Raw genomic sequence first — 13,355 nt, forward strand, 5'->3', positions numbered from 1 at the left:
CCCGCCGTCCGCCGCCCTGCCCGTCCCCTACGCGCCACCGGCCCTGGCCGCCCGCCCGGGCGCCCCCCCCCCCCCCCCCCCGCCCCCCCCCCCCCCCCCCCCCCCCCCCCCCCGGCCCGGTTGGCGTACGCCGTGTACGGGGCGCCCGGCCGCGGCCGTCAGGTCAGGTCAGGTCGCGCATCCGCCGGAGGGGGCTGCTCCACAAGGCCAGCGGCGCCAGGAAGGCCAGCGCACACATCACCCAGACGGCACCTCGGTTGCCCAGTGCGGTGGCCGCCGCGCCGGCCACCAGGGCGCCGACGGGGATGGCTCCCCAGGAGATGAAGCGCACGGTGGCCATGACGCGGGGCAGCAGTTCGATCGGGGTCACCGTCTGCCGGTGTGTACGGGTGAGGATGCTCATGACCACCGCCGCGGCCCCGAAGCCCATGCTGCCCAGGGCGAAGAGGAGCAGCCCCCACCCCGCCTGCGCCAGCGGCATCAGCAGGGCGCACGCCGCCCCGGCGAACGTGCCGTACACCAGGGTGCGGGCGCTGCCCAGCCGGTTCGCGAGACGGGTGGTGAGCGCCGCCCCGATCAGGCTGCCCAGGCCCTCGGCGGCGATCAGGAGGCCGACGAGGCTCGCGGGGGCGTGCAGCGTCCGCACGAGGAAGACCGGCGTCAGCGCCATGAGGCCGCCGAGGATGAAATTGGTCAGGGTCGCGGCCGCCGCACAGGGACGGATCACCGTGTGGTGGGCCACGAAACGCCAGCCCTCCTTGATCAGCGCCACGGTCGACTCGCGCTCCGCGGGCGCCGCCGGAGGGGCGGCCCTGGGCAGGCTCCACAGGAGCAGGGCCGAGACCAGATAGCTGACGGCGTCGACGACGAGGCTCAGGGCCGCGCCGCAGAACTGCACGAGCACGCCGCCGAGCGAGGGACCGCCGAGCTGGGTCGCCGAAGTGGAGGCGGAGGAGAGGCTGTTGCGCGCGGTCAGCTCGTCCTTGCTGACGATGGTGGGGAGGAACGTCGAGTTGCCGACGTCGAAGATCACCGTCGCCAGGCCGATGACCAGCGCGACGACGACGAGCTGCGCCAGGTGCAGGACGCCCAGCGCGTAGGCCACCGGCACCGAGACGATGGCGGCCGCCCGCAGGAGGTCCATCACCACCTGGGTGCCGCGCAGCGGCAGGCGCTGCACGATGACGCCGGCCGGCAGCCCGATCGCGATCCAGGCGGCGTACTGGGCGGCCGGCAGCAGGCTCACCTCGAACGCCGAGGCCTGCAGCGCCCCCACGGCCAGCAGCGGCAGGGCGACGGTGGTGACCGCGTCACCGGCCTGGCTGACCGTGGACGCGGTCCAGTAGCGCCAGAAGACGGAAAGGCCTCCGCGGCGGGAGGCGGGCGCGCCGGCGGACGCGGACCGGGCTGCCTCGTCCGTCGCTGCGTCCGTCCCGGCGTCCGTCCCGGCGTCCGTCCCGGCGTCCGTCCCGGCGCCCGTCCCGGCGCCCGTCCCGGCGCCCGTCCCGGCGTCCTCGTGCTGCGCCGTCATCGGGTGCCCGCTTCCGTGGCGGGGGCCTTGCGGCGCGGTTCGCCTGCCTCGTTCGCTCTCATGCCTTCTGCCTCCTGAGGGGGAACGTCCGTGATCTGCTGAACGGGACGGACTGCTGACGGACCACCGGGCTGCTGACGGACCGCCGGAATGCTGACGGACCGCCGACGGGCTGCCGGCGGACTAGCGGGACCACCGTTCGGTCTCGCCGAAGAAGTCGGGGATCTCCACTGCTGAAGAGGATTCCTTCGCGGACGTGTACACATGCATGCCGACCGCGAGATCGAGAACCCCGAGGCCGAAGGGCGAGAAGATCCTGGGCTTGTCGTGGCCGAGGCGCACCTCACCGGTCAGCACACCGGCGAGCGTGCCGTCGATGAAGTCGTGATGCCCGAACTTCTGCTGTGCCAGGTGCGGAGAGGTGTTCGCGGTGAGGCAGTGGTCGATGTCGTCCAGGATGTTGTGGGAGCCCGCGATGATGTCCGGACCGATATCGCGCAGCGAGATGTTGAGCACGTTCTGGCCCGGCGCGAAGGCCGACTCCTCGACGACATAGGGCTCCCCTGCGGTGGTCGCGAAGACCACGAGGTCCGCGCCGTCGACCGCCGCGGCCAGCTCCTCTTCCACGGTCGCCGTCCGGCCGAGTTCCCCGATGAAGCCGGCGAGCTTGGCAGCGTACTCCGGAACCGCGTCGTGGAGGGCGAACCGGCCGGTCTTCCAGCCGGCGGCGTGGAAGAACTCGACGATATTGCGGGCGATGATGCCGGCGCCCACCACGGCGATCTTCTGGGCCTCGGTGCCGCCCTGCAGCGCCTCGGCGCCGAGGACGGCCGAGGCCGCCGTCCGCGCGGCGCTGATCTGCGACGCCTCGAGGCAGGCGAACGGATAGCCGGTCTCGTAGTCGTTCAACAGCAGCGCGGCGGACGCCCGGGGCACGTTGCGGGAGACGTTCTCCGGGAAGCTGGAGATCCACTTGATGCCGGCCACTGACCGGTCGCCGCCCACGTAAGCGGGCAGGGCGATGATCCGGGAGCCCGGCTTCTCCGGGAACCGCAGGAAGTAGCTGTTCGGGTTGACCGTTTGGCCTTCATGGTGCATCAGGTAGGTCTGGCGCACCTGATCGATGATGTCCGTCCGGGAGCGGGCAATGATGCGGCGGGCCTGGGCACCGGCCACCACGTGGAACGAGAACACTCGGCTCATCTCCCTGCCTGGCCGACGAGTTCGCCGGCCGATAGCGCTTCGGGCCCGAAGGTACGGACCACCCAGTCATCGTTGTAAACGGTCTGTGCATAGCGGTCCCCGAGGTCCGGCGAGATCGCCACCACCCGGGAGTTCTGGGGTATGCCGGCAGCCATGCGCGCCACCGCGGCCAGCACGGAACCGGTGGAGCCGCCGACGAAGATCCCCCGCCGGGCGAAGGAACGGCAGGTGCGTACGGCTTCGGCCTCGGGCACCAGAATGATCTTGTCGGGCGCCTCGGGGTGGCAGATCTCCGGCCTTCTGCTGGTGCCCAGCCCGGGGATGTGACGGGGCCCCGCCGGATGGCCGAAGGTCACGGACCCCTCGGAGTCGACGGCGATGATCTGCGTGGCCGGAGAATGCTTGCGGAAGTGGGCCAGGCATCCCATCAGCGTCCCCGAGGTACCGGCACCGACGAAGAGATAGTCCACGCAGGCGATTTCGCTGAGGATCGCGGTGGCGGTGTGTGTCTCGTGGGCGCGGGGGTTGGCCGGATTGGCGTACTGGTTCAGCCAGACCAGGTCCGGCTCCGCGGCCAGCCGTTCACGGATGTAGGCGATCCTCGTCCCGAGGAATCCGCCGTTGGCGTCGCGGTGGTTCACCTGGACCACGTCCGCGCCCAGGGCCCGCATCACAGCGATGCTCTGGGGCGAGGTGTTCGGGTCGGTGACACAGGTGAAGGAGTACCCCTTGGCGGTGGCCACCAGCGCCAGCGCGATCCCGAGGCTCCCGGACGAGGACTCGATGATCCGGCCGCCCGGCAGCACCTCTCCCGCCCGCTCGGCGTCCTCCAGCATGCTGACGGCCGCTTTCAGTTTGATGGACCCGGCAGGGTTTAACCCTTCCAGTTTCAGGAAGACTTCGCTGCCCGGCACCAGATCACCGAGGCGTAGAAAGACGTCATCGGTGATGACTTCATAAGCGTGATCGAGTATCACGGATTACTCCTGCTCCACGAAGTGGGCTGCTCGCACACCGCGGGCCGGACGCGATCAGGGGCCATCGGTTCGCCGGTGTCTCGGCGGCGGATACCCAGGTGGGGCGGGCGGCGCGGACACGTCAATTCCCTTGGTGCGATATGGATTTGGTGGTACCACACATGGCGAACCTCGTTCCGGGCCCCCTGCCCCCGGTCAGTCCAGGCCCGCCGCCGCGAAGGCCTCCTCGGCTCCGGGCATCCCCAGCACGCCCACCGACTCGAAGAGCCGGACGGTGTGCCGGGCCGAGTTGCGGATCTGCTCGCGGACCTGCCCGGGCGCGTACGCATCGGCGATGACCTGCTCCACACCGTCCTTGTCCAGGCCCGCGAGGCGCAGTGAGTTGCGCACCGGTGCCAGGTCCGGAGCCAGACTGCGCAGCACCAGTTCCGGCAGACAGCGGGCGGAGCGCTCGCGCAGCCCCGGGTCCAGGTCGGTCCACAGCTCCTTGAAGAACCCGGAGAAGTAGGCGTGGTGCCTGCCCTCGTCCTCGGCGTGATCGCGCACCACGTCCCGCACGGTGGTCACGACCCGGGGGTCCTTGGGGACGTCCTTGAGGATGGAGGTGACCAGCGTTTCGAAGACGACGACCTGCAGCAGCTGGGTCAGCAGCGGCTCGCCCGGCATGACCTGCGCACCGATGCCGTCCAGCTGGCCCAGGAAGGGCGTGAAGTCATAGGCGGGCACGTCGATATCGGTGACGTCGCGCACCTGTTCGATGATGTCGAGGCTGTACAGGGCGTGGTACGCCTCGTCGCAGTAGATCTTGTACGCGTCCAGCCGCATCCCGGACCTCACCCCCAGGCCCGAGGTGCCGTTGGCGATGCGCTCGGTGGCGCGGTTCACCACGCTCGTCTCGAAGTGCATGGTGAAGTGCAGGTACTGGTAGAGGTGCCGGGCGACGATGCGGAAACGCTCGTCGGGCCCCAGGGCCCGCACCAGCGGATGGTCCACGTACGGGATCATCGCCTCCGGGAAGAGCGTCTTGCCCGACTCCAGGTCCTGGCCTATGACGCGCCGCGGGTCTCTTCGGACCCCTGCCTTCTCGTACCACTGGTTCATCGGGGACTTCATGCGCATTCCTCTCGTTCCTGTCAGGTCGTTCCTGTCCTGTCAGGTCGTTCCTGTCAGGGGTGGCACCGCGCCGGGCAGAGGCAGCAGGCCCGGGGCTGCTGCGGTACTAGGCCACGGCCGAGACCACCAGCCAGGTGCCGATGGCGCACAGGGCACCGCCGCCCACGGTCTCCAGCGCGCGGCGCCAGCCGTCCCGCTTGAAGATGTTGCCGAGCCGCAGCACCAGCAGGGCATAGCCGCACAGGCACAGGAAGCTGAGGGCGATGTGGATGCCGGCCAGCGTGAGGGAGACGGGCAGGGAACCACTTCCGGCCGGGATGAACTGCGGCAGGAACGAGGTGTAGAAGACGCCGACCTTGGGGTTGCCCAGGCTGGTGACCGCCCCTTGACGCCAGTTCAGCTGGGTGGGCGTGTCCACGTCGCCGAGCGGTCTGCGGGCCGCGACGATGGCACGGATGCCCAGGAAGACCAGGTAGGCGGCTCCGGCGATCTTGATGGCGGTGAAGAGGGCGGGCGAGGCGGCCAGCACGGCCGAGAGCCCCGCCACCGATGCCGCCGCCCAGGCGACCAGTCCGGTGCACACCCCCGCGGCGGTCTGCACGGCGGCCCTGGCGCCGCCGTGCAGTGCGTTTCTGATGACCACCAGAGTGTCCGCGCCGGGGGACACCACGATCAGTCCGGCCACGGCGATGTATCCGATGAAGTTGGTCATCTGGGACGTTCTTCCTGTTCTCTGTGCTCAGGTGCTGTGGTACTCGGAGCGGCCGGCGCCTGGTGGCAGGCGCCGCGCCCGGTGGCAGGCGCCGGTCAGAGCCGGTCCGCCAGCCATTCCAGCGTGGACATGGCGCCGGTGAGCTTCATCCGGGCCTGTCCCCAGGCCACGGACCGGTCGCCGTCGAGCACGCTGCCGGCCACCTCCTCGCCGCGGTGGGCGGGCAGGTCGTGCAGGAACCGGGCCTGCGGCCAGCGGTCCATCAGGGCGTCGTCGACGTAGAACGGCAGGAATTTCTCCCGCCAGTCGGCGTCCGGCTTGGCGGTTCCCGTGGTCTGCCAGCGGGTGGTGTAGACGAAGTCGGCCTCGTCGGGCAGTTCGTCGGTCGAGTGCACCTGGGTGAGCGTGGTGCCGAGCTGGGCCGCCCGCTTGGCGGCGGACTCCAGGGCCGCGGCCGGCAGGCCGTACCCCTCGGGAGTGGCGAAGGTGACCTGGCAGCCGGAGAAATGGGCGATGCCCTGCGCGAGGGCGGTGGCGGTGTTGTTGCCCTCGCCGAGGTAGACGATGCGTGCGCCGTCCACCCCGCCGCGGCACATGCTGATCGTCGCCAGGTCGCAGATCCCCTGTGTCGGGTGCTCCTCCGCCGCCATCGCGTTGACCACCGGAATGCCGCCGTGCCGGGAGATCTCGCGCAGCTCGTCCAGCGGCCCTGCCGTCCTGGCGACCAGCAGGTCCAGCATGCTGCCCAGGATGCGGCCGGTGTCGGTGATCGACTCGCCGGTGTTCGTCTGCAGGTCGTGGGGGCCGAAGGTGACCGGGGAGGCGCCCAGGCGGATGGCGGCGGTGGTGAACGCGGTACGGGTGCGGGTGGAGGTCTTGGTGAAGAGGATGCCGGCCACCCGGCCGCTCAGCGGGCTGCGGTGCGCGCCGATGTCCCGGTAGAAGTCGGCGCTCCGGCGTACCAGTTGGTGCACGTCGTCCCGGGACAGCTCGCCCAGGGAGAACACACCCTGCTCCGGGGTCACGGGCGGCAGTCCCGTCATCAGTTCAGTCATCGGTGCTCTTCCTTCGGGTGGTCGTGTCCGGCGGGACCGGGGGTTCCCCGGTGCAGCGGTGCGGGCGCGGGGTGCGGCTCGGGGCCCGGGGTGCGGGCCCCAGCGCGCGGGGTTGCGGCTCAGGGCGCGGCGTACGCCAGAAGTTCCTCGACGTCCTCGGCGCAGTCCCCGCAGCCGGTGTTGGCCGAGGTCTCCTCGCGCACAGCCGCCAGGTCGCGGCAACCGCGGCCGGCCGCGGCGAGGATTTCGCTCTCCCTGACATGGGCGCACATACAGATCAGGGGGTCGGAGTCGTCGGTCATGGCGTGCCGCTCCCCGGGCCGTCCGCGGTCTCCCGGCCGAGCGCGCCGAAGGCCAGATCGAGGATTTCGGCGAGCAGGTCGAGCTCGGCCTCGCCGGTCACCAGCGGCGGGTGGATGTTGAGGACGTCCGGTGCCATCCCGGTCGAGGCCACGAGCAGGCCGTAGTCGGGGTGGACATGGGCGCCCAACTCCCTGATACGGGCGGCGTGGTGGCCGCTCATCACGATCCGTGCGGTGGCTCCCATGGCATCGGTCCGGCTGATGAGCCGGGGGTGCCGGTCCGCGAGCTGCCGCAGCCGGGTGCGCAGGCCGTCCTCCAGGGCGAGGACGTCCTTGTCCACGTCCTTCCACGCCTCCCAGCGGTCCAGCACGGTCTCCGTCACGGCGAGCGCGTGCGGGATCCCGATGAAGGTGGAGGAGTGGCTTCCCGGCCGGTAGTGCTCGGGGTCGGCCAGCGGTTCGCGCGCCCACACGGCGCTGAGCGCGGCCGCGCCGTTGGTGAGCGCCTTGCTCGTCACGATGACGTCCGGCCGGACGCCCGCGCGCTGGAATCCCCAGCGGGGGCCGACCCGGTGCATGCCCGTGAAGATCTCGTCGGCGATGACCACGGCGCCCTGGGCACGGGCGTGGTCGACGGCCGCGCGCAGCAGCGCGGAGTCGGGCGTGACCATGCCGCCCACGTTCTGCACGGATTCGAAGATGAAGGCGGAGACCTTGCGGCCGTGGTGGCGGCCGCCGACCCCGCTGAGCTCCGAGCCCCAGCGGGCGACGGCCTGTGTGCAGCCGCTGGAGCAGCCGCCGGCGGGCCGGGCGTGCGGGCAGCGCAGACAGTCGGGGCTGGGCAGCCGTACGACCTCCAGGCCCCAGGCGGCGAGCAGTTCGCGGTAGCGCGGGCTGCTGCTGAGCATGCTCGTCACCCCGGAGCGGCCGTGGAAGGCGCCCTCGAAGACGACGACCGTGCCGGGCCCGTTGTTGCTGAAGGCGATGCGCAGCGCGGTCTCCATGCCCTGGGCGCCGCCCAGGTCCAGTTCGACCCGGCCGGGCGCCCCCACGGCCTCGGAGCACAGCCGCTCGATGCGCTCCAGAACGGCCAGCCGCAGCTCCGACTCGCAGAACGACGGGAGGGCCGGCAGCTCCATGCAGCGGTTCAGCGCCTCGCGCAGGATCTCGCTGTCGTATCCCCAGGAGAGGGTTCCGTTGGCGGCCTCGGCGTCCAGATACCGGCGCCCGTCGTCCGCTTGGAGGAAGCAGCCCTGGCCGCCGACGAAGCGGGGGACCTGCGCCGACCGGTAGATCAGGTTGCCCGCGCCCGCGAAGGGCGGTATCTGCGTGCGCTGCGCGCCGGTGTTCAGGACAGGCACCGTTCGGTCTCCTTCGCGGTCGGGTTCCCGCCGGGCGCCGCGGGCTCCCAGGCGGCGGCCGACGACGTGGGCAGCAGGGGTGCCACGCCCGGTTCGTTGCAGTCGATCCAGCCGGTGACCACCGACAGCACGTCCCAGCGGGCGCTGCCGTACGGGAGCGGGGTACGGACCAGTTCCGCCAGCCAGGCGCCGATGTGCTCGGGTGCGGCGGCGGTCGTGGCCAGTTCGGCCCAGGCGTCGGTGCCGCGCTCCAGGCGGCGCAGGGACAGGGCCAGGTCCAGGTCGTGCTGGGGGATGGCGGCCTCCAGCTGGGGCAGCAGGTCGTGCGCGGGACCGGTGCCGGGCGCGGGCGGCTCCCCGGGGCCCTCGGAGGTGAGCGCCTGGCGGCACCACTGCCAGCCGGCCTGGTAGGAGAACAGCTGCAGCTCGCGGACGACGTCGGCCGGGTCGTCCGCGGTGTGCATGAAGTTGAACAGGCCGTTCACCCGGCCGATCCGGGTCCGCAGATCCCGGCCGCGCGCGGCCTCGGGGTCCGCGCTGCCCTTGGCGGCCGTCAGCCGGACGCTGGCGGGCATCCACGCGGGGCGCCGGGCATCGCCCAGCAGCACCAGGAGGGCGGGGCCCGAGCCGAGCAGGTGGTCGACGACCGCGATGCGCTGCTGCGAGGCGGCGTTGAACTGGTAGCGCCACAGCTCCCGGGTCAGCAGCGGATCGAAGCGCACCGTGGTGGCCGCCAGCGGGAACCAGCCCTCCTCGTACAGCACGCTCAGGAGCTGCCGGCAGCGCCGCCCGGCGACCGCGTCGGGCTTGAGCACGACGAACGTCACGCCCTGGGAGCGTTCCAGCGCCCCCATGGCGGCGAAGGAGTCCAGTCCCTCGCGGGCGTAGGTGTCGTAGCGGTACAGCGCGCGCTTGTCGGGATCGGCCGTCAGCGCGTCGAGCGCGTCGGCCGCGACCGCCGAGCGGCATACCGCGTCAGTCGTCAGTGTCATCGAGTCTCTTTCCTCCGAGCGGGGTGACCTCCCCGTCGACCAGCACCACCCGGCTGCCGTCGGCGTGGCATGCGCCGTCCACGGCCAGGCGCCCGGCGGCGAAGGCGCGCACCGTCCACTCCAGGCAGGGGCGGTCGCTCCGTTCCTTCTGGAGCACTTCCTGCTGCCAGGCGTCCTCGGTGGTGGGGCGGCGGTCGCCGACCGGCACCGGGGGCCCCATGCACAGCACGGCGCCGCCGTCGTGGGTCCCGTCGACGAGGAAGCAGGACGTCCGGGTCGCGCGGTGTCCCCGGCTCATGGCCAGCCGGACCGGGTCCTTGCCGGTCAGCGCCCGGCTGCCGTCGTCCGCCAGCACGCTCAGGTCGCCCGGATGCTGGTTGATCATCCGGTGGGCGTAGCGGTCCAGCAGCGCCCCCTCGATCCAGCGGTGGTAGGCCAGGACCACCAGGTCCAGGGGGCCGTTGTCCGCTTCCCAGGACGCCATACGGGAGTTGAGCCCGTCGTGCCAGGAGCGGGCCCGCTCGCGGTAGCGGCGCAAGGCGTCCGGGCCGTCGGCGGCCGCCTGCGACGCCGAGCCGCAGTGCGCGTCGAAGTCGCCGGTCCACGCCTCCACGCCGGCCTCGCGCGCCACGTCCAGCGCGGCGATCCGCTGTCCGTGGGAGGCGACCAGGCAGACCTGGAAGCGGTCCGGCGCGGTGTGCTGCAGCGACAGCAGCGTGCGCAGGTTCCCGCCGGTCGCCGAGGCCAGCACGCCGATCCGCAGCGGGCGCCCGGGCCCGGCCGGGCCGAGCACCCGCGCCCGGTGCGCCGCCTGGGTCATGACGCGCTCCCCTCGGCGGCCGCCGGGTCACCGGCCAGCAGCGCCAGTACCGCGGCGCAGCCGTCCCGCTCCGGATTGACCAGGTGCATATGGCGGGCGTCGGGAACGGTGTGGTGGTCCACGGCGAGCCCGCCATCCCGCCACTGCTCGATCTGGTACTTCGTCAGCTCGGTGGGCACCGCCTGGTCGCAGGCCGCCTCGACGACGGTCAGCGACGCCAGATCGGCCCGCGAGGGCCGGGGGGTCGCCTCGTCGGCGCTGCCGCCGGCCGCCAGGTGTCCGGCGAGGAAGTGACCGACGGCCGGCCCGCCGGTGCCGGTCGCGAGGGTGTGCGCCAGGTCCACGACGGGTGCCAGCAGGACCGTGCGCCGGCCGGCGCCCCGCCCGGCGGCGGCGGCCAGGGCCAGGTGCGCCCCCGCGGAGTGCCCGACCAGCGTGGCGTCCTGCCAGGGCGCGCCGGCGGCATCCAGCCGCTGCAGTGCCTCGGCGGCGTCCTCGGCGGCCGCCGGCCACTGCCCGCCGTCCCAGGCCGGTCGGTACTCCACCGCGGCGGTGGCGCACCCGCGCTGCACCAGGGCGACGGCCAGCGGCTCCAGGTCGCGGGCGATGCGGTCGTGCCGCCAGAACCCGCCGTGGAAGATCACGGCCGCGGAGCGGACCGGACCCCGCACGGGGGTGTACAGATCGATCCGCTGCCACGGCGAGTCGCCGTAGCGCAGAACGCCTTCCTGGACCGTCACAGGACGCCCATCGCCCTCAGGCGCCCGGCCCAGTGCTCGAACCGCTCGTCGGACATGCGGACCTCGCGGCGCCGCTCCGCGCTCTCCTCGGCGGCGCCCAGCCGGTACCACACCTGGCCGTCGGACCGGCGGATCATGAAGGCCCGGTCCTTGCGCGCGGGGCTCTGGATCATCAGCGAGATCGTCTCGGGCTCGGTGATGGTGGTGTGCAGCTGCTCGTGGTCGAGCGTGATGCAGCGGCCCGCGGGCTCCTCGCGCACGAAGTGCGGCCAGAAGCGGTTGACGTCGGCCGTCTCGTCCAGCGGCTGGTCGGTGGCGTAGAGGGTGTGCCGGTAGGCGCCGCGCAGGATGTAGGCGGTGAAGCTGTAGCGGTGGTTGTGCACCCGCTCGTACTGGTCGGTGTTGGCGAGCCGGAGCCTGATGCGCAGGCCCTTCTCCTGGTCGTCCCAGAGGACGATCTTGTCGTCCAGGGCGTGGCACTCACACTTCTCGCGCAGCTCCGGTGTGCGCCGGACCCGCTCGACGAGGGTGCCCAGCAGCTCGGGGTCGTCACCGAGGCGGCGGGCGATCCGCTCGGTGACCTCGGCGGCGGATTCGATGTCGTCCCAGCGCACCGTCGGCAGGGATTCCATCAGGGAGACCGCGGCCTGGGTGCGGTCGGCTGTCGCGCTGGTCATCACAGGACCTCCATTCCCCGCAACCGCGCGGTGAGTTCGTCGTAGTACGCCTTGCTGATGCGCTTGCTGCCCTTGCGGGCGGCCTTCTCCTTGTCCTCGCCGAAGCGCCACCACACCCGCCCGGTCTCCCGCTCGGTGATCAGCGAGCGCTCCTTCTCCGCGGGGCCGCGCAGGAAGAGGGAGACGGTGTTGGGGGTGGTGTAGGTGGTGTGGATCTCGGAGTGGTGCAGCGTGTAGCAGTTGCCGGCGACCTCGTTGGTCACGAACCGTGGGATCACCCGCAGGTCGGAGTCCTGGGCGTCGAAGTCGTCCTGGGCGTCCTCCGGGACCCCGTCGGGGCGGCCCACCAGCTGGTGGCGGACGTGGCGGTAGTGACCGCGCAGGATGAGGGAGGTGAAGGTGAAACGGTGGTCGTGCGGACGGTCCCGGTGATCCTCGGTCGAGACATGCACCCGGATACGGAACCCGCGGTCCAGTGCGTCGTAGACCACCAGCTTGTCCAGCAGCCGGTGGTGCTCGCACTTGTCGAAAAGGTCCTCCTCCTCACGAGCCCGCTCCAGCAGATGCGTCATCGCCTGCTTGTCCTCGGCCAGCGCGGTAAGGATCTCGTTCGTCTGAGCCCGCGCCTTGGGCAGGTCCGACCAGTCGACGGTCAACCGGTCCAGTTCATCAAGCATCGCTTTCTCCTGTGTTCGCCTTGAGGGTGCTGTGCCAAGGAAGCGCCGGCGCCCGGGCGGGTAGGGCGCTCACTGCTGCGCGGACAGCGCAGCGGGCCGCAGCCCCGGGCCGTCCGCCTGGGTTCCGAAGGCGCGGTGCGCCGTGCCGCCGACCAGCTGCCACAGCGGATCGGCGGCCACTCCCTGCCCCTGGGCGTTGCGGGTCTGCCGGGCCAGGGGCTGCGAGCCGGCCGCGACGATGCCGCCGTCCTGGTACCACAGCCCGTTGTCGTCGGTCTGGTGCAGGGCCTGCCCGCCGATCCGCGCGGAGTCGCAGCGGTCGGTCATCAGCATGGTGTTGGCGTGGCCCATCAGCTCGGCGGCGCGGGCGGCGATGGCCAGGTCGACGTGCTCGCCGTCGAAGTTGATGCAGGCCGCGATCCGTCCGGCGGCCGCCTCGTTCATGATCGCGGCGGGCACCGGGCCGGCGATCTGGTCCATGTCGGCCAGCGTCCAGTTCGGCAGGTCGTACGCGGTCAGGGTGCTCTCCCGCCTGGCCCGCGCGGCGGAGGTGCGGAAGGCGTGCTTGATGTTCAGCGGCATGTCGTTGAACAGGTGGTCGGTGATCACCCGGGCACCGCTGCCCGTCCACTCGCTCTGCCAGGCGATGTCGACGATGTCCCGGACGAGCTCGGCGCTGGCGGCGGGGTCCTGCCGGGTGAAGTGCCCCAGCGCCGGCCGCACCCCGTGGGCCAGCAGCTGCGGGACGATCCAGTCGAGCCGCGGGTGGCGGTCGTCGAGGTTGTCGTGGAGGCCCGAGGCGGTGGTGAACGCGTCGGGTGACATCACGGTGTAGACCAGCCCGAGGTCGCCGAGCCTGGCCAGGCGCTCCCACTCATGGCGGGTGGGGGCCCAGACGGTCGCCTCGGGGGTGCCGCCGTGGCTGGCGAGCAGCGGCCCCTCCAGCGCGATGCCGGGAATGTGCGGCAGCTTGCCGTTGCGGCGCAGGTCGGCGTACCGCTGCATGAACCACTCGAACTTCTCGAGCGCGGACCGGTGGAGATAGAGCGTGGGGATGCACACCACGCCTTCCTCGGCTGATCTGCGGTCGAGCAGTACGAGATCCAAATTGGCGAACTCCGAGAAGTCCACCTCGCCGAAACCGTGGCAATGCACCTCGACCGGGAGGGCTGGCGTCTCATTCATGGGCTGTGAA

Annotated in this window: 14 protein-coding genes; all 14 read right to left on the minus strand. The window is 71.7% G+C overall.

Features of this window, described 5'->3' with window-relative positions:
* Positions 1–163: 163 nt before the first annotated feature.
* Complete coding sequence (locus ACGFR7_RS11090) at positions 164–1,531, minus strand: MFS transporter (protein WP_393316190.1); 1,368 nt, start codon at positions 1,529–1,531, stop codon at positions 164–166.
* Between the two features lie 183 nt (positions 1,532–1,714).
* The gene (gene sbnB, locus ACGFR7_RS11095; RefSeq protein ID WP_393316539.1) at positions 1,715–2,725 is read right to left on the minus strand and encodes a 2,3-diaminopropionate biosynthesis protein SbnB; all 1,011 of its coding nucleotides are present in this window, start codon (positions 2,723–2,725) and stop codon (positions 1,715–1,717) included.
* A gap of 5 nt (positions 2,726–2,730) precedes the next feature.
* Positions 2,731–3,711 carry a 2,3-diaminopropionate biosynthesis protein SbnA gene (gene sbnA / locus ACGFR7_RS11100; RefSeq protein WP_393316192.1) on the minus strand — a complete coding sequence of 327 codons (981 nt, stop codon included), beginning with the start codon at positions 3,709–3,711 and terminating at the stop codon, positions 2,731–2,733.
* 195 nt (positions 3,712–3,906) lie between these two features.
* Entirely contained in the window at positions 3,907–4,824 is a 918-nt protein-coding gene (locus ACGFR7_RS11105) for a diiron oxygenase (RefSeq protein ID WP_393316194.1), read from the minus strand.
* Positions 4,825–4,930: 106 nt separating this feature from the next.
* The gene (locus ACGFR7_RS11110; protein WP_393316197.1) at positions 4,931–5,536 is read right to left on the minus strand and encodes a LysE family translocator; all 606 of its coding nucleotides are present in this window, start codon (positions 5,534–5,536) and stop codon (positions 4,931–4,933) included.
* Positions 5,537–5,631: 95 nt separating this feature from the next.
* Positions 5,632–6,591 carry an ornithine carbamoyltransferase gene (locus ACGFR7_RS11115; RefSeq protein ID WP_393316200.1) on the minus strand — a complete coding sequence of 320 codons (960 nt, stop codon included), beginning with the start codon at positions 6,589–6,591 and terminating at the stop codon, positions 5,632–5,634.
* Positions 6,592–6,710: 119 nt separating this feature from the next.
* A complete protein-coding gene (locus ACGFR7_RS11120; protein WP_311623143.1) occupies positions 6,711–6,893 on the minus strand; it encodes a (2Fe-2S)-binding protein in 183 nt (60 codons plus the stop codon).
* Positions 6,890–8,254 carry an aminotransferase class III-fold pyridoxal phosphate-dependent enzyme gene (locus ACGFR7_RS11125; protein ID WP_393316204.1) on the minus strand — a complete coding sequence of 455 codons (1,365 nt, stop codon included), beginning with the start codon at positions 8,252–8,254 and terminating at the stop codon, positions 6,890–6,892. The genes ACGFR7_RS11120 and ACGFR7_RS11125 overlap by 4 nt, the downstream gene beginning before the upstream one ends.
* On the minus strand, positions 8,242–9,246 hold the full coding sequence (locus tag ACGFR7_RS11130) for a hypothetical protein (protein WP_393316207.1): 1,005 nt from the start codon (positions 9,244–9,246) through the stop codon (positions 8,242–8,244). Before ACGFR7_RS11130 ends, ACGFR7_RS11125 begins: the two co-directional genes overlap by 13 nt.
* Positions 9,230–10,066: a hypothetical protein gene (locus ACGFR7_RS11135; protein ID WP_393316209.1), complete on the minus strand. Its 837-nt coding sequence runs from the start codon at positions 10,064–10,066 to the stop codon at positions 9,230–9,232. The genes ACGFR7_RS11130 and ACGFR7_RS11135 overlap by 17 nt, the downstream gene beginning before the upstream one ends.
* Complete coding sequence (locus ACGFR7_RS11140; RefSeq protein WP_393316212.1) at positions 10,063–10,806, minus strand: alpha/beta hydrolase fold domain-containing protein; 744 nt, start codon at positions 10,804–10,806, stop codon at positions 10,063–10,065. Before ACGFR7_RS11140 ends, ACGFR7_RS11135 begins: the two co-directional genes overlap by 4 nt.
* Positions 10,803–11,483 (minus strand): hypothetical protein, encoded by a 681-nt coding sequence (locus ACGFR7_RS11145; RefSeq protein ID WP_393316214.1) that lies wholly within the window; start codon positions 11,481–11,483, stop codon positions 10,803–10,805. The genes ACGFR7_RS11140 and ACGFR7_RS11145 overlap by 4 nt, the downstream gene beginning before the upstream one ends.
* Positions 11,483–12,160: a hypothetical protein gene (locus tag ACGFR7_RS11150; RefSeq protein ID WP_393316216.1), complete on the minus strand. Its 678-nt coding sequence runs from the start codon at positions 12,158–12,160 to the stop codon at positions 11,483–11,485. Before ACGFR7_RS11150 ends, ACGFR7_RS11145 begins: the two co-directional genes overlap by 1 nt.
* Before the next feature lie 69 nt (positions 12,161–12,229).
* On the minus strand, positions 12,230–13,345 hold the full coding sequence (locus ACGFR7_RS11155) for a hypothetical protein (RefSeq protein WP_393316219.1): 1,116 nt from the start codon (positions 13,343–13,345) through the stop codon (positions 12,230–12,232).
* Positions 13,346–13,355: the final 10 nt, after the last annotated feature.

The sequence above is a fragment of the Streptomyces sp. NPDC048516 genome (assembly GCF_043199875.1).
Classification (GTDB): Bacteria; Actinomycetota; Actinomycetes; order Streptomycetales; family Streptomycetaceae; genus Streptomyces.

Coding starts and splice junctions, on each gene's coding strand:
- ACGFR7_RS11105 (WP_393316194.1), bottom strand. CDS start 4,824: ATGAAGTCCCCGATGAACCAGTGGTACGAGAAGGCAGGGGTCCGAAGA.
- ACGFR7_RS11150 (WP_393316216.1), bottom strand. CDS start 12,160: ATGCTTGATGAACTGGACCGGTTGACCGTCGACTGGTCGGACCTGCCC.
- ACGFR7_RS11110 (WP_393316197.1), bottom strand. CDS start 5,536: ATGACCAACTTCATCGGATACATCGCCGTGGCCGGACTGATCGTGGTG.
- ACGFR7_RS11115 (WP_393316200.1), bottom strand. CDS start 6,591: ATGACTGAACTGATGACGGGACTGCCGCCCGTGACCCCGGAGCAGGGT.
- ACGFR7_RS11090 (WP_393316190.1), bottom strand. CDS start 1,531: ATGACGGCGCAGCACGAGGACGCCGGGACGGGCGCCGGGACGGGCGCC.
- ACGFR7_RS11135 (WP_393316209.1), bottom strand. CDS start 10,066: ATGACCCAGGCGGCGCACCGGGCGCGGGTGCTCGGCCCGGCCGGGCCC.
- ACGFR7_RS11145 (WP_393316214.1), bottom strand. CDS start 11,483: ATGACCAGCGCGACAGCCGACCGCACCCAGGCCGCGGTCTCCCTGATG.
- ACGFR7_RS11155 (WP_393316219.1), bottom strand. CDS start 13,345: ATGAATGAGACGCCAGCCCTCCCGGTCGAGGTGCATTGCCACGGTTTC.
- ACGFR7_RS11120 (WP_311623143.1), bottom strand. CDS start 6,893: ATGACCGACGACTCCGACCCCCTGATCTGTATGTGCGCCCATGTCAGG.
- ACGFR7_RS11130 (WP_393316207.1), bottom strand. CDS start 9,246: ATGACACTGACGACTGACGCGGTATGCCGCTCGGCGGTCGCGGCCGAC.